This is a genomic window from Bradyrhizobium sp. IC3123, from assembly GCF_020193625.1.
GTDB lineage: Bacteria > Pseudomonadota > Alphaproteobacteria > Rhizobiales > Xanthobacteraceae > Bradyrhizobium > Bradyrhizobium yuanmingense.
Genome location: NZ_JADYVF010000001.1, coordinates 533,868 through 557,571, shown reverse-complemented (window position 1 = coordinate 557,571; position 23,704 = coordinate 533,868). Strand labels below are relative to the sequence as shown.

The window sequence follows — 23,704 nt, the reverse complement described above, 5'->3', positions numbered from 1 at the left end:
TCATCTATTGCGGTTGAGCAGGAGGTGGCGCGATCTCATCGCGTACGTCCCACCGGATCTCTTGCGGCACGTCGATATCACCAGAATGCGGCGGCGGATCCTTCGAGCCAGACTGCGGACGCCGTTCCGATTCGAGACGAGCTTCCGCCGTCCCCGCAAGCCCGCGGCCGATGGTTCCGGCCCGCCCGTGCTTTCAGAGGCTAGTCGCAAAACCGGCGCCCAAGGGCGCCGGCTCTGACTCCATGCAGTCGAGCACCGCAATCTAGCGCCTGGTCAGCGCTCCTTGAACGCACGCTCCGCCTGATCGTGCAGCGGCTTGAGCAGGTAGGAAAGCGCCGTCCGACCGGCTGTCTTGATGAAGACCTCGACCGGCATGCCGGGCAGCAGCTTGGCCGACCCGAGTTTCGCGAGCTCTTCCGGCTTCAGCAGGACGCGCCCCGTGTAGTAGCTCGTGCCGGCACGCTGATCTTGCGTAATGTCTGCCGCGACCATGCTGACCTCCCCGTCGATTTCGGGCGTGGTCTTCTGATTGAACGCTGCGAACCGTATCGTCGCGGTCTGCCCCAGATACACCTGATCGATATCGCGCGGTGCGATCTTGACGTCGATCGCAAGCTGATCCGCATCGGGCACGATCAGCATGATCTGTTCGCCGGGAGAGATCACACCGCCAACGGTGTGGACGCTCAGCTCGTGGACGCGGCCGGATTGCGGCGCTCTGATATCGACTCGGTTCAACTGATCGACCGCCGCAGTCTTGCGCTCGCCCAGCTCGGAGAGTTTGGATCGCGTTTCGATCAGGTCCTTGCCGACCTCCGTCCGCAGATCCTGGTCGATCTGAATGATCTGCAGTCCGATTTCGGAGATCTTGCCTTTCGACTGAGCAATCATTCCTGCGAGCTGGCTGCGTTCACCTTCGATGCGGGCGGAGTCACGCTCGAGCGAATTGAGCCGCGTGATCGGCACCAGATTCTTCTGCCAGAGGCCACGCACGCCCTCCAGCTCCTGGCGGATGAATTCGACTTCCTTCTGCTTGGCCTCGGTCTGCCCCATATAGCCCTTGATCTCGTTCTCCAGCTGCGCGCTCTTCTCCTGCAACTGCGCTTTTTGGCCGCTCCTCGCCTGACGACGCAGGTCGAACAGCTTCCGCTCCGCGGCGATCGCACGATTCGCCTCGGAATTGCTCTCCTTGGCCCGGTCGAGCAGCACCTTGGGAAACACGACCTGCTCGGCACCATCGCGTTCCGCTTCGAGACGAGCCTGCCGCGCCAGCAGCTCATCGATGCTGTTCGTGACGATCGTCGCATTCGCAAGCGTCTGCGTCTCGTCGAGGCGGATCAAAACGTCGCCTGCATTGACCCGATCGCCCTGGCGCACGCGTAGCTCTCCCACGATTCCGCCAGTGGCGTGCTGGACCTTCTTGACGCTGGAATCCACCACGACCACGCCCTGGGCGATCACCGCGCCCGACAACTGGGAAGTCGCCGCCCAGCCGCCGACCCCGAAGGTCACCAAGACGAACAGGATCATACCGACGATAATGTAACGCTGGATGGACTGCAACGCCGGCGCTACCTGACCGTTCATCGGCCGCCTCCTTGAGCTTCCGCGACGACCTTCAGCGGCACCGGATTCCGCAGCACTTTCTTGAGAACCTCCTCTCGCTTGCCGAAGGACTGAACTCTGCCTCCGCCGAGGCACAAGACATGGTCCACACCTTCCAGCGCCTTCGGCCGATGAGCGACAACGGCCACAATCCCTCCGCGGCGTCGCACGTTCATGATCGCCTCGGTCAGGGCCTCCTCGCCCTCCGCATCGAGATTGGAAGAGGGTTCATCAAGCACGACCAGGAAAGGTTTACCGTAAAAGGCGCGCGCAAGCCCGATACGCTGCCGCTGTCCCGCCGACAGCGCCAGCCCTCCCTCGCCGATCTTCGTGCTGTACCCGTCCGGCAGTGAGAGGATGAGGTCATGCGCGCCCGCGGCATGGGCGGCTTCCAGAACAGCGGCGGCGGTCGCGTTCGGGTCGAAGCGTGCAATGTTCATCGCAATGCTGCCGTCGAACAATTCTACATCCTGCGGCAGATAACCGATGTGCTTGCCGAGGGCGTCCGAAGACCAGTGATCGAAGGCGGCGTTGTCGAGCCGGATCCTGCCGCGAATGCACGGCCACACCCCAACCAGCGTACGCGCCAGCGTCGACTTGCCGGATCCGCTCGGACCGATAATTCCGACCGCCTGCCCACTCCGCAGCTGGAATGACACTTCGCTGAGAGTAGGCCTTTCGGAGTTCGGAGCACCGATAGAGACGCTCTCGACGCTCAGGGTTTCGACAGGGGCAGGCAATGCCAACCGCTCCTCCTCCTGAGGAAGAAGTTTCAGCAAGCAATCGAGCCGTTGTCCCGATTGTCGCGCCGCGACGAACCCCTTCCAGTTCGCAATTGCCATCTCGACTGGCGCAAGGGCCCTCGCGGTAAGGATGGATCCCGCAATGATGATGCCGGCCGTTGATTCCTGGTTGATGACGAGAACGGCGCCAACGGCAAGAACCAGCGATTGCAAGATCGCGCGGAAAATCTTCGAGGCACCACCGAGTCCGTTTGCGACATCGCTAGCCCGTTCGTGGGCTGAGAGGTACTTCGCGTTGACATCCCGCCAACGCAAGGCCGCTTGTTGCCGCATACCCATGGCCTGCAGAACTTCGGCATTGCGCCGTCCCTCGAGCGCGAGCGCAGTTCGCGAAACGGCGAGACGCGAGCTCGCCTTAGCCGGACCTCGGGTGCGCGTTTCCGTGAGGATCGTAATGCCGACCAGCACCACCGCACCAACCAGCGCAGTGACACCAATCCAGAAGTGAAAGAGGAAGCAGACGCCGAGATAGATCGGCATCCAGGGCAGATCGAACAGCGCCGTCGGCCCTCCGCTCGACAGGAAACTGCGGACCTGATCGAGGTCCCGCACCGGCTGCAGGCCGTCGCCATCCGCTCTGGTCTTCAAAGGCAGGCGAACAAGGGCGTCGAATATGCGAACCCCGAGACTTTCATCGAAATACCGACCGACCCGGGCGCTGATCCGGCTCCTGACCAGATCAAGCCCGCCCTGGAACAGGTAAAGCACCGTCGCCAGAGTCAACAGGGCGACCAGAGTCGGTATGCTGCGTCCAGGCAGCACCCGATCATAGACTTGCAGCATGAAGAACGAGCCGGTGAGCATGAGTAGATTGCTCATGCCGCTGAAGGCCGCGAGTGCCCAGAAAATCCGGCGGCAAGACCGCAGGAAAGCCGACAACTCTGACTGCGACTCGTCATAGTGATCCACTGGCCGGGGTCGACCAGCGAATATCCGTTGCCGCAGTGCTTCAATCAGACGCTTTGCCCAGCCGATCAGTTGCGACGTCTGCAGCCGAGTGTTTTCCGCAGACTGCCGCCCGGCCGTCCAGAGCCCTGATAGTTGAAGAAGTGGAGTTCGATAGAGATTCGCGGGCGGGGGGAATCCCCCCCGCCGTCCAAAGTCGATCATGGCTTTCTGCCCTTGAACCATGCATTGGAAAATCCCCCAGGAGATCCCCAAGGCAGTTGTTGAAGACTGGTCTGTGTGGATGCCGTCCCCTACGCGAAGTGGAAGTCGTTACTGGTCAACGCGCCGAGCTTGGTGTTCTTCAGCGTGAGGGTATCGCTCCCCGTCGCGATCACGACATCGGTGCCCGATTGCGTCGCGTGGGAGAGAACGCTGGCAAAACTGTCGAACACACTCTTGCTGAACTCGATCGTGTCGTGAGCAGGTCCGCGGGCGACGAAGCCCTTGATGGTGTCGTTGCCGAAGTCTGCGCCAAACACGAAAGTATCAGCCTGGCTGCTGCCAACGAACGTGTCATTGCCGGACGTGCTCGTCAGGGTTGTGTTGCCCGGCGAAGCGATGAACGTACTGCCCGCAATAGCAGCGTTGCCACTGGTTGCATCGGACGAAGTAACTACGCTGGACGTACCGATCTGCCCGTCGCTGTTCAGATCCTGATGGAAGCTGCTCTCCAGCGTCTTGAGGCCCGAGTCCGTACCCGACACCGAGCCACCCGACGTGGAGCCGGTCAGGGAGCTGACATGGGAGACGTAGTTGCCATTGCTGTCCGTGTTCCACGCCGTGTACTGACCCGTGCTCATCTCCTTCCAAGCAACTTGATAGCCCGTCGCCGTCTTCTCCGCAGCAATGGGAGTCCAGGTGCCATCGGACCCGTTCACGAAATCCACGCCGTTGTCCTTCAGCGTGGGCCCGGTGCCGGTACTGCCGTTGAGGTAGTATTTGCCACCATTCTCAACGAGACTTGTCACACCCGCCGATTCGATGACCTTGCCAGTCGTCGGCGTTGACGGCGTCGGGGTGGATGCAGTGGAAGTACCGGTCTGCCCATCACCGTTCAGATCCTGGTGGAAGGTCGTCTCGAGCGACTTAAGGCCAGAGTCTGTCCCTGACACCGAGCCGCCCGACGTGGAGCCGGTCAGGGAGCTGACATGGGAGACGTAGTTGCCATTGCTGTCAGTGTTCCACGCCGTGTACTGACCCGTGCTGGTCTCCTTCCAGGCAACCGCATAGCCCGTCGCCGTCTTCTCCGCACCGATGGGAGTCCAGGTGCCATCCGACCCGCTCACAAACTCCACACCGTTATCCTTCAGCGTGGGGCCCGATCCGGTGCTGCCATTGAGGTAGTATTTGCCGCCGCTCTCAACGAGAGTCGTCGCGCCAGCCGCCTCGACGACCTTGCCGGCAGTCGGTGACGTCGGCGAGGTCGGTGTGGTTGGCGCCGAGGCGCCGCTGATGCTGGCAGTGAAGGCGGTGGACGCCGCGCCGGTATTGCCTGCTGCGTCCGTTGCCTTCGCGGTAAGGCTGTGCGAACCGGCCGCAAGGGCGCTGGTTGTATAACTCCACCCGCCAGTGCTGTTGGCCGTCACGGTCCCGATCTGGGTCGTGCCGTCGAACACCTTCACGACGCTGCTCGCTTCGGCACTGCCCGACATCACCACTTGATTGGCGGTGTTCACGGTATGGCTGGCAATGGTCGGCGCAATCGGCGCCTTGGTATCGACGGTGATTGCCAACGCAGATGATGCCGCGCTGGTCTGACCCGACGAGCTGGTCGCCGTTGCGGTCAGTGTATGTTTGGCGTCGGTCAGGACCTTGGTGATGTAGTCCCAACTGCCGCCCGAGTCCGTGGTCGTCGAACCAATCTGGGTCGTACCGTCGTAGATCTTGACCGTGCTGCCGGCCGCCGCGGTGCCCTTGAGCTCGATGGTGTTGTCGTTGGTAATCTTGTCGCCCGCGGTGCCGCTGTCGGTCGAGAACGAGGCGATGACGGGAGCATCCGGCACAGTCGGGCCCGAGCCGCTATTCGCCGATGTGTTGAGGGTCGCGATAAGGCTCCCGCTGTCATCCACGTTGCCAGTGTAAACCGGGGAGTTGCCGGTGAATGCGGTCGGGCCCCAATAACCTCCGCCCATGTGATTGTTCGTGATCGAGACTCCCGTGACCGGTCCGCCGTTGAACTGGGCCGAGCTGTAGATGTTGTAGCCACCACCATACAACAGATTATTGTCGACAACGACGTTCGAGACAGGCCCGAAATAATTGTCGATCATGATCGCTGCCGTTTGAGTGTGGTCGTTAATGACCGTGTTATGGCGGATCGTGATGTCGTAGTTGTTCCCGTCAATCGAGATTCCGTCGTAGTGCGGGGATCCCGATGCGATCATATCGTGGATGTAATTGTCCTGAATGAGGGTATTCCCTCCATCCACGCCGATCCCATTCTCCACGTTGTAGATGTTGTTCGCGATGAACGTTCCTTGACCCATGATTCCATAGTCGCCGTCGTTGCCCGAGCCGACGCCATTGATCTCATTGTGCTGGATCACCGCACCCGTAACGCCGGGCGCAACCCTCACGGCGTAGAACGCATTCGTCGTGACCTTGCAGTTCTCCAAGGTGACGTTCGGAGCGTTGATGAAAACCGATCCATGGATGTCGAGGCCGCTGATCACGGCTCCCGCGGTATTGATGACCAGGTCCCCGTAATAAGGAGTGAGGGCCACACCCGCCGACACCCCAGTGTTTGTAGCATCAGGCCACGCAGTCATAGTTGCCAAGATATTTTTCTCCTTCGGTTAAATCCGACGTGCAGGGCGCACGTAGGTGCGCCCTCCCCAAAAAGGCGCGCCACGGCCGGTGTCATGCTCCATCCGCGGGGGCTTTTTTGGGACAAGATGGCGGCGCCACTTGGGTCATTTTTCGGGTACGACGCGCGACCAAATTCAACCGCGATTAAAAAACCCGAAGTAACACCGCCATATAGGCTGCGGCAGATTGCGAGTGTTCGCGCGTTGCCACAAGAGCACACTGCCAACTTATTCACTTTAATCTTCGCAGAGGACAGCGAGCGCCCGGCTTCTCGTCATCGATCGATATTCCGCATATTTAATTGCAATATATAAATCTAAGACCTCACTAAAAAGATCGCCGTCACGATCCCGCCAGACCACGATTGGCATGGAATCGAGTCGCTCGGTTCAACCGACCTCGCACGAACACGTCAGCAGAGGGACTGCGAAATGCCGGCGCTCGGGGTGTGGTGCCGAAGTCTGTCCGGGGCCATTTTGAGCGCGGGCGATTAGATTGCGTAGCCATAGCCTCCCTTGCAGCGCGCGCTGAGCCGTTCATGCTCTGCAATTGATGTTCGCTGAGACCAGGCGCGCCGCATTGCCGCGGCAAGGCACGCTTGAAGATGCAGCCATTTCCACCTGGTAGAGAAGCCGGCTTTCATCGCCATGGACGACCTCACATGCGAGCAGTCTGATCTGGACGGCGGAATGGCAATCGGCCACAATATTCTCGTGCATCGAGGTGGAGCTTTGCTAGGCGGCAGATTGTTTCATTTCTATCGATCGGAAGTGATGACCCATGCATTATGTACGCAAATCCATTTACGGAATACTCGATCTAATTTTGACGCCCGTCGTTTTGCTTTTTGCGCCGCTTGCTGTCCTCCTGGGTCGCCTCCGTGATCGAGCTCCCTTGTCGAGGTCTGTATGCGACAGATTTCAGTTCGCCATTGTGAGGCATCATTACTATGAACCCATCGTTCTCGCGAAAGACCTGAAGCGCGACCTAGATCTTCCGCGAGAAATCACCGGACTGGATTTAAACGAAGCGGCGCAGCTTGAACTGATCGAGCAATTCAACTACCGCGACGAACTGCTCGAAATTCCAACCGTTCAAAAGAGACCCGACGAATTCGGGTACCACAACGGCTCGTTCGAGGCTGGAGACGCCGAATTTCTCTATAACATGATACGTCACTTCAAACCCAAGCGGATCGTCGAGGTCGGGAGCGGCAATTCGACCCTCATGGCCCGCCTCGCGATAGAGGCGAACGGGAGGGACAGCCCGGGCTACCAATGCGAGCAGATCTGTATCGAACCGTTTGAGCAACCGTGGCTCGAATCAGCGGGTGTCACGGTCCTTAGAAGAAAGGTCGAGTGCTGCCCCGACAGCCTGTTTGAGGCGCTGGGCGAGAACGACATCCTCTTCATCGACTCCTCACACATCATTCGCCCGCAGGGCGACGTCCTGCACGAATACCTGCACGTACTCGGCCTCGTCCGTCACAACGTGCTTGTGCATGTCCATGACGTCTTCACGCCGCACGACTACCCTGCTCAATGGCTCCTTCGCGATCGCTGGCTGTGGAATGAGCAATATCTCCTAGAGGCCTTCCTGAGTTTCAACGCACATTTCGAGATCATTGGCGCAGTCAACTGGCTTGCACGCAAACACAAGGCTCGGCTGAACGACGCATGTCCGGTTCTGATGCGCGAACCGTGGCGGCAGCCAGGATCATTCTGGTTCCGGCGTGTGGACAAATAGGCGACCTGTGGCCGCAGATGATTTACCGAGGACCAATGGTGCGGCCAGTCGCGCTATCTACGTTTTCCCGCCAGACCGGAACGTTCTTCACAATCGAACTATAGCCCCACTTCCCTCTGCCCATCCGGTTCTTCGTAAAGGAAACTCCAGCGACCGAGCCGCCATTGAATTGCGCCGAGCTGTAAACCGTATATCCGCCGCCCGTCAGAAGGTTGCCGTCGACCTCGATATTCGAGATCGGTCCGAAATAGTTGTCGATCATGACCGCCGACGTCTGCGTGTGCGCATTGATGACCGTGTTGTGCCTGATAACGATGTTGGAGTTGCCGCCATCGATCGAGATGCCATCATAATGCGGAGAACCGGACGCAAGCAGATCGTGAATGTAGTTGTCCTGGATGAGCGTATCTGACCCGGATACACCAATTCCGTTTTCCACATTGTAGATGTTGTTCGCGACAAACGTACCCTGACCTACTATGCCGTAGGAGCCATCATTGCCCGAGCCGACGCCATTGATCTCACAATTCCGGATCACTGTGCCCGTCACACCCGGTTCAATCCTGACGATGTAGAATGAGGCTGACGTCACCTTGGAGTCTATCAACGTCACGTTCGGCGCCTTGATATAGACGCGGCCTTGAATGTCGAGGCCCGAAATGGTTGCGCCAGCCTGGTCTGCCACGACGTCGCCCGAAGGCGTTAGCTTCACATTCGGACGCACTCCCGTATTCGTTGCGTTGGGCCAACCAGAGTTGGAGATCTGGTCGCCCTCGGCTGCGCGCGCAACAACGCGATCTGCTTCGAGACACACGACGACCAACAATAGAAATGCCTTAAGAATGATCGGCTGCCGCATCTGGAAGTGAACCCCCGACTTGCGTTCGCTATTGTGCCATCCGCTCCTTCGGCCGGCCCATCTCGCCTTTCAACCCCGCGACAAGTCCTTGGACCGCTGCGCGACTGTTGTTTGGCGCGCCCTGCAGCAAGAACCTCAGTGCGTACATCAGGGAAACCGCGACTCGAAGAGGCACCGACCACGGGAAATGTCGTCGCACGAAGCGAACGGAATTGCGGTGCTGCAGATAGACGGAGAGCACCGGGATCGCCGATGAAGCTTCGGCCGATCCCGTCGTCGTGCCTCGTTTGTGAACGACGATCGAATCGGCCGCGTAACCGAGCCCCAAGTGTCTCGCGCGAAGCCCCCAATCCATATCCTCGTAAAACAGAAAATAGCTTTCATCCATGAAACCGATCCGCTCGATGCACCAACGGGTGACGTACATCGATGCCCCCGAAGGGCTATCCATCGCGTCTTCGACGGCGGCGATGTTGCAGGACACGTTGAGAAGTTCTCCCAAGCCGATGGCAACGTCTCTCGCCGCCAGCTTCTGCCAAGAAAGCCCGCCGCGAAATCTCACGTGGGCTGCGTCGAGGCTGTCGAGGATCGTGCTGCCCACCATCGCCTTCCGGCCGGACTCCGCCCGTTCGTGTAGCGCCGCTAACGCGGACTCGGTCGGTTGGGTATCCGGATTGAGAACCCAGATGGCCCGCCAGGAGGGTATCGCGGAGAGCGGGCGCAGCCACGCGTTAATCCCGCCCGCATAGCCCAGGTTATCGGAGGCGCACCCAACCCAGACATTTGACGACCTGGCTCGCAGAGCCAGGCGCTGAACGTTGGTAAACCGGCTGGTGTTGCTGTCTATCTCGATACCAAGGGATTGGCCCCGCAGGCAGGGGCCTCCGTCGCTCGTCAGCGCGGAAACCAGGCGGTGATAAGCATCATGACCACCATTCTCGCAGATGAAGATGTCGAATGCCGGCGAAGGCGTCGCATGCGATAGCGCCGTTAGGCAATCAACGATGTCCTGTGAGTTGCGATAGCCGACGATGAGCACCGCGACCTCGGACACGAGGCTTTCCGCCGGCCCGGAGGAAGCATCAGTTTCGCTAACCTTCATTCCGGCCGTCATGGAGAACTTTCGACCCGGTCATTTAATTTATTATATCTTCTCGTAGCTTTAAATGCTCGACATTGCAATCAGATTTATTTTGTTTAATCTGCAGCAATTGAAAGGCGTCTGCCCCGGCAAGGTCCTGTCGTCATGAATTTGAAGCCGTTTGCTCGTTTCGCATATGCGAACATCCCCGGCGTTGCCGCCGCGCGATTTGCATTCAAGGACGCGACGGCCTCATACCTTGCAAAACCGGAGTACGGGGGTGCTATCTGGACCGCCAGGACTGATGGTTTGATTATCGACATCGGGGCGAACCGCGGACAAAGCATCTACGCGTTCAAGAGGTTTCGGCCGAAATCGAGCATCGTCGCGTTCGAACCCGAGCCAGTCTCGGCCGAGCGGCTCAAACTCCGCTTCTCCGGAGATCGATCCGTTTCGATAGCCTCCTGCGCCTTGGGAGCCAAACCGGGCACGATCACGCTCTTCGTTCCTTCATACGGATGGTGGGGCTGCGATGGGATGGCGGCCACCTCCCGCGAGGCGGCGACCGAGTGGCTGAGCGATAGCGGCCGCATGTACCGGTTCGACCAGTCCAAATTGACTGTAGGCGAGCACACAATCGAATGTCGCACGCTCGATTCCTTCTCCTTGTCGCCCTCCCTGATCAAGGTGCACGCTCAGGGCGCCGAGCTGGAGATCCTGCGAGGATCGGAGCACACGCTGAGGCAGCACAAGCCAGCGCTGATGTGCGCCTTTGCATCTGACGATCTTTCGGCATTCGTCGCCGACATTGGTTATCGGCCATACGTCTTCCAGACCGGACGCTTCGTGAGAGGACTAGCGCCGCGTTCGGTCACTTTCACGTGGTATTTGACTGATGCTCACAGCCGTCGCGTCCAGATCGAAGCGGGGTCAGCGGACAAGGCGGTTCTCTCATGAGCGTCACGGCTGCCGGCGGTGAGTTCGGCCTGACGAGTACGGCTTTGCCGAGAGCCCCCGAGCGCTGCAGTACGCTGCCGGCTTGGCTGCTATTGATCGGCGTCATTCTGCCGGCGGCGCAAGTCCAGCTTTACGTCGCCGATGCGAAACTCACGATAGGACGGATCGGTATCTTGCTCCTCATAATACCTGCCGTGGCAAGACTGTTCAGGGCCGGTCGGCACACCCTTGCCTCAGACTATCTTGCATGCGCCGTCGCAGCTTGGATGTTCGCAGCCGCCTACTACACGAGCGGGCCGAGTGCGATCTCGTCGACCGGGGCCGAGAGCCTCGAGTTTTTGGGCGGCTACCTTGTGGCGCGGGGATTTTTCTTCGGCCCGGCGGCCACTTACAGCTTCATTCAGCCATTCAAGCTGGTGACCGCCTGCGTGGTCGTACTGGCGCTTTTCGATAATCTTTCGGGCCGGCTCATCGTTCAAGAAATGTTCTCCGCTGCCTTCGGCAGCTCTACGACGCTCTCGCCCGACTATAGGCTCTATTGGGTAAGAGCCGCCTCGACGTTTGACCACCCAATTCTGTTGGGCACCTACTGCACCGTCGCTTGCGCAATCCTCCTGTTTTCGGAGCAACACCCATTGTCGAAGATGCTTTGGGCGGGTCTTTGTGTTTTCGGCTGCCTCTTGTCGTTGTCCTCCGCGCCCCTATTGTCGTGCTTCATAGTCTTGGCGCTCTACCTTTATGATGCGGGACTGAAACAATATCCAGGCCGATGGCGCGCACTGCAATTGTGTCTTGTCACGATCGTTCTCGTGATCCTGGCAGTTGCCAATCACCCGCTTGGCTGGATCATTTCCCACCTGACCTTCGATCCGGTGTCGGGCTACTTCCGAATGTTGATTTGGGATGCCGCCACACAAAAGATCATGGAGTCTCCTTTCACTGGATATGCGTTCGGCCCGCTTAATCACGACATTCTCGATACCACGGTGGATTCGGTCTGGCTGGTGTTTGCGCTTCGGTTCGGACTTCCTATGATTTTCCTTCTTGTCTTGACGAATATTGCGAGCATCCTCCCCGTAAAAAGTCGCTTCAACGGCGCAGTGGAGTATCCCAGCGCGCCAGATCTACGCATCGCGTTCACCGTCGCGGTGGTGATGCTCATGTTCACCGGGCTGACGGTCCACTACTGGAACTATCTCTGGATATTCTGGGGCGTCTGCAGCGGCATCAGGGCGTCGCTGCGGGAGTTCTCGATGTACAAGGCTTAGCCCCATCAAGCGGTCCAAGCGCAGCAAGCCATTCGGAATCGGGACCGAAACGCCAGCTCTGAAGCCGCCCCGGAGCTGGTCACATCGTCCTTAGCCGGTCGATCGCAGGCCGCAGCAATCGCCACCCGCGCGATCCCAACTGCCGTTTGCAGGCGAGCAGCCACCAACGACGCGATTTCGTGACCGCAGGATCCAGCTTTGACGCAATCGCCGAGAGGCGATCCGATAGTTCAACGTCGCCCTCATTGAAGGCACGGCTCGCACAACTGATTGCGTCGAGCGCCAAGCGGCCCATCAACCAGGACCGGACATCATTGACGTCAGGAAGCACCTCAGAGCAGGTTTCTAGGAAATGCTCAAGCGCCAGCCTGCGTTGAAAGAAGTCCTGCTCGGCCGTATATCCGCCTGACATGTTGGTTGAATGTCGTCGATAAACGGCCTGGATGGCATCGATAAAAGCGACGGAACCATGCGCGGCGAATCGCAACCACATCTCCATGTCGCCGCTGTGCGTCAAATCCGGTAAGTATCCTCCCACTTTCTTCTGAAGGTTCGTTCGCACCACGACGGTCGGAGCCACCACCATGTTTCTGGCGCCCCCGATCCTGATGAAGTCCCGGCCGGATAGTATCTTTGTACCAGACCCGAGTTCCGGAGGCGAAGCCACGACCTCCTCACGCCCCTGATAAAGCGCAACCGCGCCGCCAAACGTGAGGCCGACGGTCGGATGTTCATCCATCAACCTCACCGACCGCTCAATCGCACCGGGCATCAAGTAATCGTCCGCGGAGAGCAGGATCATGTAGTCCGCAGCGGCCCAGGCAATCCCCTCATTGAAGGTGGCGATGTGGCCGCGATTGACGGAATGCCTGCGATACTCGACCCGAGGATCAGCACGAACCAGTTCTTGCGCGACTTGAGGCGTGTTGTCCGTCGACGCATCATCAATGATCAGCAGCCGTAACTCGGATCCGCACTGCTTCAATATGCTGTCGGCGCATTCCTTGAGGAAATGCCCGTACTGGTAACAGGGAATGATCGCATCGACGGAACTCACGGTTTCCACCCCCGCCAGAGGTCTCCGGACCGGACGTTCCACGAAGCTTGAGTTCCGCGTCACGATGTTCCTCACGCGAAGTGACATACTTGATTCTGCACCTTAAGCAGATCGACGAAAATAATACCAGCTATTTAATTGGATTTTATAGTGAGCGCAATATATGTTTAATTTCTTGGTCGACGTGCTATTTGTCCCATCAGGAAATCGAGACGGGCGGCGTTTGAACCCATGACGGGTCTTAGTCAAAACGACCTTTCCTTAAGGGGACGTGCGACCCTTTGGGCACAGCGAAACTCCTGGCGACTGCCCCGAGGCCTAAGGCGTATCGCAAAAAAACTGTTCATTGGCAGCCAGCTGACGTCCGGAAGCGACGGCCTTGTCGACGACTGGTCGAAACCGCTCGTGCCCTACGACTCGATGGTCGCGCCGAACGCGCCGGCGGTGCCCGCCTCTAACCCGAACAGCGACGTGTCGAAGCCTGGCGACCTTCTTGTTTCACCAGGAAGTGTGCATTGCCTGATTGTCACTCCGGTGCTCGACGCCGGAGGACTCGATGAACTTGTCGCTTTTCTTGCACGGCGCCTCCCTCATTTCGGGTTTCGCGTGACGGTCATGTGCGCACATTCATCGTCAGCGCCGGTCGGCCAATTGTTCACGGCCTTGCAGAAGGAGGGCGCAGCAGTCATTGCCGTCTCGCCGGGCGACGCTTGCCTATGGATCGAAGCGAACCGTCCCGACGTCATCAGCGCGCACGATCCGCCTGGTTGGCTTCTGCAGGCCGCCAATGACGCCCGCGTTCCAATCGTGGAGACGCTCCACGGTATTCCAACGCCCATCAGCACGAATTGGAAGGACGAGGGCCAGCGATCGAAATTCGTCACCTGCTTCGTCGCGGTCAGCGACCTCGTGAGGCGTCAGTACCTGTCGGGCAATCCGTCCTATTCAGATCGCGCGGTTATCACCATCCCCAACGCATTCAACCAAACCCACCGCCCGTTGGTGAACCGGTCGGAAGCCCGGGCCTGGCTCGGCCTCAATGAAGAATTTCTCTTCCTCTCGCTCGGCCGTCACACGATCCAGAAGAATGCATACGGCCTGATCCGGGCATTCTCCGAAGTCGCAGAGCAGGACCACAAGGTCCATCTGCTGATCGCCGGTCGCCTGGACGATGCCGTATACATGCGGCAGGTGCGCACGCTTCGCGACAAGATGCCTTGCAAGCAGCGAATTCACCTCCGGCATTCGTTTCCAGATCCGTCCATCCTGCTTGCCGCCGCCGACTGCTTCGTTCTGAATTCCTTCTTTGAGGGATGGTCATTGGCCTCCATGGAGGCCTTGAGCGCGGGGTTGCCCACGATTGTGAGCGACGTCGGGGGTGCCCGTGAGCAACTCGGCTCGGACGGCAGCCGGGGATTCGTTGTGGCGAACCCGGTTGGCGATCCCGAAAGCGCGAATTGGCATAACTCAAGCCTCATGCGATTTCAGCCGCAGAAGAATAAGGACGAACTCGTCTCGGCTATGAGGTCAGTCGTCGCACTCCGAGATCATTGGTCGGAAATTCGGGGACAACTGTCGGAGGATGCAAAACGCCGGTTCGATCCTCTCACATGTTCCAAACGGCATGCGGAGGTCCTGCTCTCGGTAATTTCACGGTCTGGGATCAAGAGTGAATTCGCTGACTGTGGTCGCCCGTAGTCGATGGCCAGACGCGTATGGCGCCTTTTCGAGACCTCCAGCGGCCCCCTCACCGCCGTTAGCTGATCAACCGGTTCTTCTTCCAATTGATCTTCGGTTGCGCAACAGATCCGCCGGTCGCCTCACCAGCCATGATGTACTGCTTTGCCAAATGATGGCTCAGGACTCCGAGGGTAAGACTATCCAGCAGCTTGGATTTTGGACCTTCAATGCCCGTAATCAGACCATCCTTGACGACCAAATCTGAGTCATTGAGAAGCTCGACCGCGCTGTCTTCGACAAAGAACTTCAAATGAGTCCGGTCAAGGATTCCCGAATCAGCGTACGCAAATCGACGCCGGAAAAGCAGGGGAAGCGTCACGCTCAGATGCGCGATGTTCGGAACGGAAACAATCACGCGCCCACCATCCATGAGAAGGCTTCTGGTGATGGCCTGAAGCGTGCGAGTTGGATCCGGAACGTGTTCAAGGACATCAAGCAACAAGATGAGGTCAAACTTGCTACCCACGCGTGAGATCAAATCGTCGATGTCTCCGATCATCGCGACATCGGCATGCTCTTGCAGGTCAGCCTCGAGCGCTTGATTGAGCTCGACCCCGAATGTCGTAGCGGCGGGGTAGATCGACTTAAGCCACATCAGAGTGAAGCCTGCGCCAGGCCCCACTTCGAGTATGCGAGAGGCGCGGCTCGGCAGTAACGGCCGAATCTCGCGGCGGGAGCGGGTATAGTAGTTCTTTGCATACGAACCCTGCGCTGCATCAGCGTGTCCCCGCATGTTGCCGATTTCGATTCGGTTGGTGGCTTCCAAGCTCATTGGACGGCGCTCCCTCCGGAAACCTCCATTTGCTCCATTCCGCGGGCCTCGCGGGCGGACGGCTTTCGCGATCCACGCCTTGTAGCAGTTGCGACAAGGTCTGACGCAAGTATGGGAGACAGGAATCGGAACGTCGGACTGACTCGATCCGGAGCGCACCGTTCAATCTTCTCGATCGCCAGACCGGCCTGCGCACACCACGTTCGAAGTTTTCCGACCGTCGTGTCGTGGATCCCCACTGAATCGAAGCTGCCCCAACGCCGAAACACGTTGCTGGATCTCGCGCATTCCCAGGCGTAACGGAGCGACGGCCGGTTTGGCGCGCATATGATCACCCGTCCGTCGGGAGCCAAGAGATCAGCAAACAATCTGAGCAGATGTGCCGGATCACGGACGAATTGCAAGACATCGACGAAAAGCAGCCGGTCGAACCGCTCCGTTGCGATTTTTGCTCTGGCCGTGATGACGTCCCCTAACACCACCTCAGCCCCGAGCTCGGCCAAGCCGTTGCCCACAACGGGATCGAGGGGCACCGCCACGACCCGGTTTCCTCTCTGCAGCAGCCGGCGCTCGTTTGCAGCCGAGCAGGATCCAATCGATAATACGGCGGCCTTTTCCGGTACACCGGACAATACTTCGTCCCTGGCCGGCTCGTAGTAGTCCTTCGAGTACATGCTGTGCCAGAGCCTCGTCTCGGCACCGAATAGCGGAATGACGGTGTTTCCCTCACGCGCAATCTGCATCAGGACGGACAGTTGTGCGTCCAATTGCTTGCGATCGACGCCGAGCCGGTTGATATACTTGTTCGGTAAATGGTGGGCAGAAAAGTCGTCGATATGGGAAATCGGTATCAGCTTCTTGAAGCCACACTGGGTGAATGGATCAGTTGCAGCGGTGCAAGGCAGGTCGTACTTGCCTTCGTGGGGCGCGACCAGAAAACCGCCGGACGCAATTGCTCTCGCTAGCTGCTGCTGGGTGAGCATATAGCTGGCAGCATGCTCATTGGTAAAATGAGCGAGAAGGTAAGGTCCCCTGGACCTTACCGACGTACAATCCCAGTGGAAAGAACCGTGGGCCTGCGGATAATTCAATTCGCCGTTTGACGCTCTCTCGACGAGCATCCATCCGGCAACCTCGCCTTCAACCAACACTGCAGTCACGTCGAGAACCGCTCGAATATTCCTTTCAGTGACCAAGATGTCGTCTTCGGAGTAGATGAACAGGTCGTACTGATCAACTCGCGCTGCAAACAACTCTTTGTGCACGAAGGGAAGCGACCAGGGATTCTTGTTGGGAAGGCCAACGATACACTCAATTTCTGCTGCTGGCTTCTTGTCGATGTTGGATATGATCATGATATCCACGTCGAACGACATGGACCGGTATTCCCTGATCACCCGATCCAGGTAAGCATCATTGGCGGTCCCATAGCTCGCAATCACGACTAAAAGTCGCAATGCCTTCCGATCGGCGATCCCCGGGATCATCGTTCCACCTCTGCCCGCACCGCAGCGCTCACCCGCGCAGTATCTTCCGCGCTCATCTGCGCATAGATGGGTAGCAAGATCGATCGATCCTGGGCAAGCTCGGATTGACGTAGATCCTGTCTCCTGTTGAGGCCCGCATAAGGCTGCTCGCGGTGGGCGCACATGATCCCGCGGCGAGTCGCGATGCCCTTGTCGAGGAGATGCTGCATGACGACGCGTTGGTCGAGGCGGTCCGGGAGACGAACGCAATAGCTCTGCCAGTTGGATCTGGCCCACGCCGGTTCGCTTGGTAGCCGCAGTCCTTCCAGATTGCCGAGCTGTTCGGCATATCGAGCGGCAACGGCTCGCCGGCGCGCCACCAGGTCCGGAAGTCGCTCGAGTTGTCTGCGCCCAATGGCGGCCTGCATATCTGTCATTCGGTAATTGTAGCCAACAACGACGTACTCCTCGAAGATCACGCTCGACGAGCTGTGTCGTACCGTATCCGGAACGCTCATGCCGTGCTGGCGCAGCAGCTTAAACTTCCGGTCAAGCTCGGCATTCGCAGTGGTGAGCATTCCACCCTCACCCGTCGTGATCACCTTTCGCGGATGAAAGGAAAAGCACGCAATATCTCCGTGCGGCGCGCCGATCGGCGCCCATTCTCCGTTCATCCGGATCTGCGATCCGGCGGCACAGGCCGCGTCCTCGATGACGGCGATGCCACGGCGGCGCGCTATGGCCATCAGCGCTGCCATATCACAAGGCATGCCCATCTGATGGACCACGATGATCGCGCGGGTGCGCTCGGTGACGGCTTCCTCCAGTCGAGCGCAATCCAAATTGTACGTTTCCGGCTCGATATCGACAAAAACCGGAGTGGCGCCCTGATGTCGGATGACGTTTGCGGTCGCGATGAAGGAATGGCTGACCGTGATTACCTCATCGCCGGGACCGATATCGAGCGCTGTCAGGGCGAGTTGCAGGGCGGTCGTACAGTTTGAGACCGCACAGGCGTGCGGCGCGCCAACAAGAGCAGCGAACTCACGCTCGAACGCGGCGACCTGGGGGCCCTGCGAAACCCAACCCGACAGCACGACCGCGCGCGCGGCATCGGCCTCTTCGTCCGCAAGCAACGGGGCGGCGATCGGAATCACGATGCCGCCGCCTGTCGCTGATGGTCCGAACCGAGCTCGCGTTCGGATCGCCACCACTTGACGAGATCGGAAAGCCCCTGCTCGAGCGAAATCGCAGTGCGGAAACCTAGCAAACGCTCCGCCTTGCCCGTCGAGGCCAGCCGTCGCGGCACTGGATTGACCGAGCGCTCCGGCGCGAATTCGGGTGTCAGGCCGCGGCGTCCCATCACGGACGCAAGCGCCATCGCCAGCTCCGTCAGGCTGGTTTCGGTGCCGCTCCCGACGTTGAAGACCTCATCGGTAACCTTTGACCTCGCCGCAAGGATATTCGCCCGTGCGATGTCGCGGACGTGGACGAAGTCCATGGTCTGACGACCATCGCCAAAGATAATGGGAGGCAAACCGGCTTCCAGCCGCTCCATCCAGCGGATCAAGACCTCAGTATACCGTCCGTGGATGTCCATCCGGCTGCCATAGACGTTGAAATACCGGAATGCCACATAGTCGAGGCCCCAGGCATCGTTAAAGGTCCGCAGGAGCCCTTCGTTGAACGCCTTGGCGGCTCCATAGAGAGTTCGATTATTGTAGGCATTCTGCCGCTCTGTCGTCGGAAACTCTTCGGCCATGCCATAGACGGATGCCGAAGACGCCGCGATGATCTTCTCGATGTCATGCTTGATGCACAGCTCCAGCAGGTCGAAAGTGGCATCCACCATGACCTCCTTGGCCAGGCGCGGTTCGGCTGCACAATGGGTGATGCGGAGCGCGGCCTGGTGAAAGACGATGTCAGCCGCCTTGACCAATGCTTCCATCAGTTTGCGATCGCGAATGTCGCCGTGGACTAGTCGTACAGGCCCACGCCCGAGCGCGCGCCGGAGATTCTCCGGCCGGCCTCTGATCATGTTGTCGAGGGCAACAATCTCGATGCAGCCCTCGTCACAAAGCAGGTCGACGATGTGGGAGCCGATGAATCCCGCCCCGCCGGTGATCAGAACGCGTTTACCCTTGAGATCAATCAAGACGCTCTCCTGTTGTGGGACTATGTCAAGACGCTTTGTAGATGCTCCGCTCGGGTGCTGACGGCTACGCTAGGCTGCAGTCCCGTCGCGCGCCTCAATGTGGCGACAACTTCGCCTGCCTGTTCTGGCAGCAGCTCCGGATAGATGGGAAGAGAAAGGAACTCCCTCGCGAGCATCTCGGTGACAGGGAGATCACCAGCGCGATAACGGAGTTCCGCGTAGGCTCTCTGCAGATGCACCGGAACGGGATAATGAATCCCGGCGCCGATACCGGCATCACGCAACAGCGCCAGCGCCTCATCGCGCCGCTCCGATCTGACCGCATAGACGTGATAGACGTGGCGGGCGTGCGCGGGCGGTCCGGGTCGTGCGAGCGGGAGATCGGCAAGCAGCGCATCGTATCGCTTAGCGAGCGACCGGCGGGCTTCGGTCCAGCGCTCGATGTGGTCCAGCTTGACGTTCAGAACCGCGCTCTGAATTTCGTCCATGCGATAGTTATATCCGGGAATGGCGTGGTCGTATTTTGCCTCCTGCCCCCAATCCCGCAACAGTGACACGCGGCGCGCAAATTCAATCCGGTCGGTGACGAGCGCCCCGCCTTCGCCAAACGCTCCGAGATTCTTGCCGGGGTAAAAGCTGAAGCATCCCAGATCGCCGATCGAGCCCGCGCGGCGCCCGCGGTACTCCGCACCGTGCGCCTGCGCGGCGTCCTCAATGACGGTCAACCCGTGGCGACGCGCGATCGCCATGATCGGATCCATGTCGGCCATCAGCCCGTGGAGGTGAACCGGCAGAATGGCCTTGGTTCGCGGCGTCATCGCAGCTTCGATCAAGCCGGGATCCATCGTCCATGTTACCGGATCGACGTCGACAAATACCGGCCTGGCGCCGCTGTAGAGGATGGCCGCGGTCGTGGCGACGAACGTCATGGATACCGTGATGACTTCGTCGCCGGGCCCGACACCCGCCGCCAGCAGTGCAAGGTGAAGCGCCGAAGTGCCACTGTTCACTGCGCGGCAATGGGCGATACCGCAATAATCCGCGAAGCGTCCCTCGAAGGCCGTGACCTCGGGCCCGAGCACGAAGTGCCCGCTGCTGACGACCCTCGCCACCGCGGCGTCGATTTCCGGCTTGATCTGGCTGTATTGCGCTTTGAGGTCCAGGAAGGGTATCAAGATTCAGAACCTTGGATTGGGGCTGAATTATATCGAATATTTAAATCTCATTAACAAATATAATCAAGCATTAAATTGCGAGCCGCATATATATTAGCAATAATACTATCTGCGAAGCGCCTCTGATGAGGCGCGAATGCCCGCAACCATGTGTTCAGTGGTGGAGAGAACCCGCGCCGGCACTCCGGCGACGACGGCGCCGGGCGGAACGTCCTTCGTGACCACCGCTCCCGCGCCTACGAAGGCTCCCGCGCCGATCGTCACACCGCACAGAATGGTGGCATTCGAGCCGATGGAAGCGCCCCTGCCGACAAGCGTGCGCTGCAGCGTCCAGTCCGTGGCTTGCTGGGGACGACCACCCACTGTTGTCGCCCTCGGGTGCTTGTCGTTGGTGAACATCACACCGTGTCCGACGAACACCTCGTCCTCGATCGTGACGCCCTCACAGATGAAGCTGTGCGACGATATCTTGCACCGCGCACCTATCTTTGCTCCGGCCTGGATCTCGACGAAGGTTCCGATCCTGCTCTCATCACCGACGGCGCAACCATACAGATTGACCAGATCCGGATGCAGGATACGGACATCACGGCCAAGCTCGGTGTCCTTTATTGGCATGTCAGTGTCCCTGTCTCCACAGTCAAAGAACCCTTTACAGCGCCGAGCGTGACGGGAGCAGCCGGGGCGCCATCTCCGCAAGCCCTGCGGCCGCTTGACGAAGGTGCTGCAGCAGAGGATGCCCTGTCGCCATCAGTCCCCACCACCAGCAAAGCGGGCCAACCACAAACGCTGATGCGAGACCTGCAACGAGATTGAGAGTTCCTGCCTCGATCAACGCCGCACAGGTGGCTGCGCCCAAGGCGGTCGCCACGGTGGCGACACCGCTCGTTACGAGGGCACGGCCAAGTTCGCCCGGCCGCAATGCCAGATGCCGACTGAGATAGTAAATCGCCACTGCCGCCTGGAACGGCAGCGTCAGCAACGCGCACGCCGCTACTGCCTCCACGCCAAAGAAGGACGCACCCAAGAGAGCAAGGAGCGATGGCGGCAACGAGATGAAGGATGAGACGAGCGCGTCGCGCACGCGTCCAACGGCCACGAATATAGGATATGTCAGACACGCAGCGAACAGCGCCAGATTGGCAAGGCAAAGAATGCGCACCAACGGCACGACCTCCAGCCAGGCTCCACCAAGCCAGATCAGAACGATCGGTTTTGCCATGATCGCTACGAACGTGAGAAACGGCCACTGCACGGCGGAAAGCAGTTGGACCGCGTCCAGATAGACCCCCTTCAGATCCGCTCCGGCTGCACGCCTCGACACAATCGCTGGCATGATGATCGGATTCAGCACCTGCGTGACGAGCCTGTCAAAGACCTGGGTCAGGTTTATCGCCCGGCTATAGAGACCTACGGCGGCAAAATCGAGAATCTTCGCGAGAAATAGCTGGGGCGCAAGGTTGTAGAAGATATTGATAACACTGACGCCGCTGGAATACAGACCGAATTTGAGAACATCTCGGTATTCGGACAGCGAAGGACGCAACACACGGAAGTCCCGATACCAGCTCAACAACATGATCATGAGAACGACGCTACCAGCCACACCACCCCAGACCGGAGCCATGTAGCTGAAGTGCAAAAGCGCCAGTCCAATCGAAACCAGCGCTATCGTCACGTTGCTAGCGAGATTGCAGATCGCGAGCGTCCCGAACTGCATGTCACGACGAAACAATGCGGCCAACGTCCCGGAGACCGGCAGGAGAAGAAGGTTTAGCGCAGAAACCTGGATACCTCGCCTTAGGCCCTCCTGCCCAAATATCTGCGATACAACGCCGGCCGAGGCGAGCAGGATCAGTGCAACTACGAGTGAGATCACACAAGTGACCGTGAACGCCGTGCGGATGGTCCCGCGCGACAGCTCATGTTTTTGAAGCAGGTAATTCGCGCCTCCAAACTCCTGAAAAGCGGCTGCGATCACGGCGGCCAGCGCATTGACAACCGCAAAGATCCCGAATTCGCCCGGCGTCAGCAGACGCGACAGCACTGCTGTCGAAAAGAAGAACAGCACAAGGCCCGCATAGCGATCGACAGCGGAGAAAAAGAATGAACGCTGCACTGAACTCATCGCGACTCCGTCGCTGCGGCTCGGCTGGCGAACAGACACGGCCAAACCCGCCAATTATGCCGTGGCTCGGGCCAGCTCCGGCAGCCTGCGCGGCAACTGCCTGATCTCGACCGGTTTGCCATGTTCCGCGATCGATCGCGAGGCTGCCTCAAGCACCTCGACCACGCGTAGCCCAGACATGCCGCTCGAAATCGGCTGCCCTCCGGTACGCACACAGTCGACGAAATGCTCGACCTCCGTTTGCAGCGCCTCCTTGGGCGAGATATGCGGAGCCCACATGTCACCGGCTCGATATCCGATTCGAAACTGGTGCGCGCTTTCGGGAGGGCTGTCGAGCGTAATTCCCTTGTCGTAGACCTTCACCTTCTCGGTCGGCTCGAGATCGTCATAAACGATCATCTTCCTGCTGCCACCAATGAACGTCTGCCGCACCTTGACAGGCGAGAGCCAGTTGACGCTGACATGGGCGACGCATGCGTTGGCGAAGAACAACGTGATGTGGGCCATGTTCTCCGGCGAACCTGCAATATGGCACGAGCCGGTTGCCGAAACCGCGACCGGCTCTTCATCGAGGATATAGTGGATGATCGAGATGTCGTGCACCGCCAGATCCCAGATCACATTTACGTCTTTCTGGAACAGCCCGAGGCTCGAGCGTGTACTATCGTAATAGTAGATGTCGCCGAGCTCTCTCTTCTGCAGGAGCTCACGAATCTTCTGGACTGCCGGCGTGTAGAGAAAGGTGTGATCGACCATCAGCGTCAATCCGCGCCGGTCCGCCTCCTCCATTAGGCGAGATACGAGCCCCGTGCTCGGCGCTAGGGGCTTTTCGACTAGGACATGCTTGCCAGCCCTTAGCGCGCCCATCGCCAACTCATAATGGGTGTGCACTGGCGTCGCGATGGCGATTGCATCGACCGCGGAGTCCTTCAGCAGATCGTCAAATCGGGTGGTGGTTGCCACTCCCGGGTAGAGCTGCGTTATGGCGCTGAGCCTGCCTGCGTCTAGGTCGCTGACGCTGACGACGCGGGCGGCAGGGTTCAGCGAGAAATTGCGAACGAGATTGGGACCCCAATAGCCGTATCCCACGACCCCGATACCAAGCTGGCTATCTCGCATACTGACCTCGATCCATT

Annotated in this window: 18 protein-coding genes; 4 read left to right on the top strand and 14 right to left on the bottom strand. The window is 59.2% G+C overall.

Going from position 1 to position 23,704, the window contains the following annotated elements; translation table 11 throughout:
* Window positions 1-273: 273 nt before the first annotated feature.
* The 3 genes from I6F20_RS02835 to I6F20_RS02825 form a co-directional block, all read right to left on the bottom strand.
* On the bottom strand, window positions 274-1,587 hold the full coding sequence (locus I6F20_RS02835) for an HlyD family type I secretion periplasmic adaptor subunit (protein ID WP_225125326.1): 1,314 nt from the start codon (window positions 1,585-1,587) through the stop codon (window positions 274-276).
* Window positions 1,584-3,518: a type I secretion system permease/ATPase gene (locus tag I6F20_RS02830; protein ID WP_225125021.1), complete on the bottom strand. Its 1,935-nt coding sequence runs from the start codon at window positions 3,516-3,518 to the stop codon at window positions 1,584-1,586. Before I6F20_RS02830 ends, I6F20_RS02835 begins: the two co-directional genes overlap by 4 nt.
* Window positions 3,519-3,607: 89 nt before the next feature.
* A complete protein-coding gene (locus tag I6F20_RS02825) occupies window positions 3,608-6,124 on the bottom strand; it encodes an Ig-like domain-containing protein (RefSeq protein ID WP_225125324.1) in 2,517 nt (838 codons plus the stop codon).
* Between the two features lie 820 nt (window positions 6,125-6,944).
* Here I6F20_RS02825 and I6F20_RS02820 point away from each other — a divergent pair.
* Window positions 6,945-7,910, top strand: a complete 966-nt coding sequence (locus I6F20_RS02820; protein WP_036013634.1) for a class I SAM-dependent methyltransferase — start codon at window positions 6,945-6,947, stop codon at window positions 7,908-7,910.
* A gap of 22 nt (window positions 7,911-7,932) precedes the next feature.
* On the opposite strand, the gene I6F20_RS02815 is transcribed toward I6F20_RS02820, so the two are convergent.
* Both I6F20_RS02815 and I6F20_RS02810 read right to left on the bottom strand, forming a co-directional pair.
* On the bottom strand, window positions 7,933-8,769 hold the full coding sequence (locus tag I6F20_RS02815) for a right-handed parallel beta-helix repeat-containing protein (RefSeq protein ID WP_157784092.1): 837 nt from the start codon (window positions 8,767-8,769) through the stop codon (window positions 7,933-7,935).
* Between the two features lie 28 nt (window positions 8,770-8,797).
* Entirely contained in the window at window positions 8,798-9,883 is a 1,086-nt protein-coding gene (locus I6F20_RS02810; protein WP_036013632.1) for a glycosyltransferase family 2 protein, read from the bottom strand.
* 132 nt (window positions 9,884-10,015) lie between these two features.
* Here I6F20_RS02810 and I6F20_RS02805 point away from each other — a divergent pair, with 132 nt between their 5' ends.
* Together I6F20_RS02805 and I6F20_RS02800 are read left to right on the top strand one after the other, a co-directional pair.
* On the top strand, window positions 10,016-10,807 hold the full coding sequence (locus I6F20_RS02805; protein ID WP_036013630.1) for an FkbM family methyltransferase: 792 nt from the start codon (window positions 10,016-10,018) through the stop codon (window positions 10,805-10,807).
* Window positions 10,804-12,075, top strand: coding sequence for an O-antigen ligase family protein (locus tag I6F20_RS02800; protein WP_036013628.1), 1,272 nt, complete (start codon window positions 10,804-10,806; stop codon window positions 12,073-12,075). Before I6F20_RS02805 ends, I6F20_RS02800 begins: the two co-directional genes overlap by 4 nt.
* A gap of 79 nt (window positions 12,076-12,154) precedes the next feature.
* Here the strand turns inward: I6F20_RS02800 and I6F20_RS02795 are convergent, their stop codons facing one another.
* A complete protein-coding gene (locus I6F20_RS02795; protein ID WP_036013650.1) occupies window positions 12,155-13,132 on the bottom strand; it encodes a glycosyltransferase family 2 protein in 978 nt (325 codons plus the stop codon).
* Between the two features lie 405 nt (window positions 13,133-13,537).
* Here I6F20_RS02795 and I6F20_RS02790 point away from each other — a divergent pair, with 405 nt between their 5' ends.
* Window positions 13,538-14,830 carry a glycosyltransferase family 4 protein gene (locus I6F20_RS02790; RefSeq protein ID WP_225125020.1) on the top strand — a complete coding sequence of 431 codons (1,293 nt, stop codon included), beginning with the start codon at window positions 13,538-13,540 and terminating at the stop codon, window positions 14,828-14,830.
* A 58-nt stretch (window positions 14,831-14,888) separates the two neighbouring features.
* On the opposite strand, the gene I6F20_RS02785 is transcribed toward I6F20_RS02790, so the two are convergent.
* From I6F20_RS02785 to I6F20_RS02750, 8 genes are all read right to left on the bottom strand, one after another.
* A complete protein-coding gene (locus tag I6F20_RS02785; protein WP_225125019.1) occupies window positions 14,889-15,644 on the bottom strand; it encodes a class I SAM-dependent methyltransferase in 756 nt (251 codons plus the stop codon).
* Complete coding sequence (locus tag I6F20_RS02780) at window positions 15,641-17,131, bottom strand: class I SAM-dependent methyltransferase (protein WP_036013625.1); 1,491 nt, start codon at window positions 17,129-17,131, stop codon at window positions 15,641-15,643. The genes I6F20_RS02785 and I6F20_RS02780 overlap by 4 nt, the downstream gene beginning before the upstream one ends.
* Window positions 17,128-18,267: a DegT/DnrJ/EryC1/StrS family aminotransferase gene (locus tag I6F20_RS02775; protein WP_225125017.1), complete on the bottom strand. Its 1,140-nt coding sequence runs from the start codon at window positions 18,265-18,267 to the stop codon at window positions 17,128-17,130. Before I6F20_RS02775 ends, I6F20_RS02780 begins: the two co-directional genes overlap by 4 nt.
* The gene (locus I6F20_RS02770; protein ID WP_051057145.1) at window positions 18,264-19,265 is read right to left on the bottom strand and encodes an NAD-dependent epimerase/dehydratase family protein; all 1,002 of its coding nucleotides are present in this window, start codon (window positions 19,263-19,265) and stop codon (window positions 18,264-18,266) included. Before I6F20_RS02770 ends, I6F20_RS02775 begins: the two co-directional genes overlap by 4 nt.
* A gap of 20 nt (window positions 19,266-19,285) precedes the next feature.
* On the bottom strand, window positions 19,286-20,440 hold the full coding sequence (locus I6F20_RS02765; RefSeq protein ID WP_225125015.1) for a DegT/DnrJ/EryC1/StrS family aminotransferase: 1,155 nt from the start codon (window positions 20,438-20,440) through the stop codon (window positions 19,286-19,288).
* 105 nt (window positions 20,441-20,545) lie between these two features.
* Complete coding sequence (locus I6F20_RS02760; RefSeq protein WP_036013618.1) at window positions 20,546-21,058, bottom strand: acyltransferase; 513 nt, start codon at window positions 21,056-21,058, stop codon at window positions 20,546-20,548.
* Window positions 21,059-21,092: 34 nt separating this feature from the next.
* Window positions 21,093-22,568 (bottom strand): oligosaccharide flippase family protein, encoded by a 1,476-nt coding sequence (locus tag I6F20_RS02755; RefSeq protein ID WP_036013617.1) that lies wholly within the window; start codon window positions 22,566-22,568, stop codon window positions 21,093-21,095.
* A 54-nt stretch (window positions 22,569-22,622) separates the two neighbouring features.
* Entirely contained in the window at window positions 22,623-23,687 is a 1,065-nt protein-coding gene (locus tag I6F20_RS02750) for a Gfo/Idh/MocA family protein (protein ID WP_036013615.1), read from the bottom strand.
* Between the last annotated feature and the right edge of the window lie 17 nt (window positions 23,688-23,704).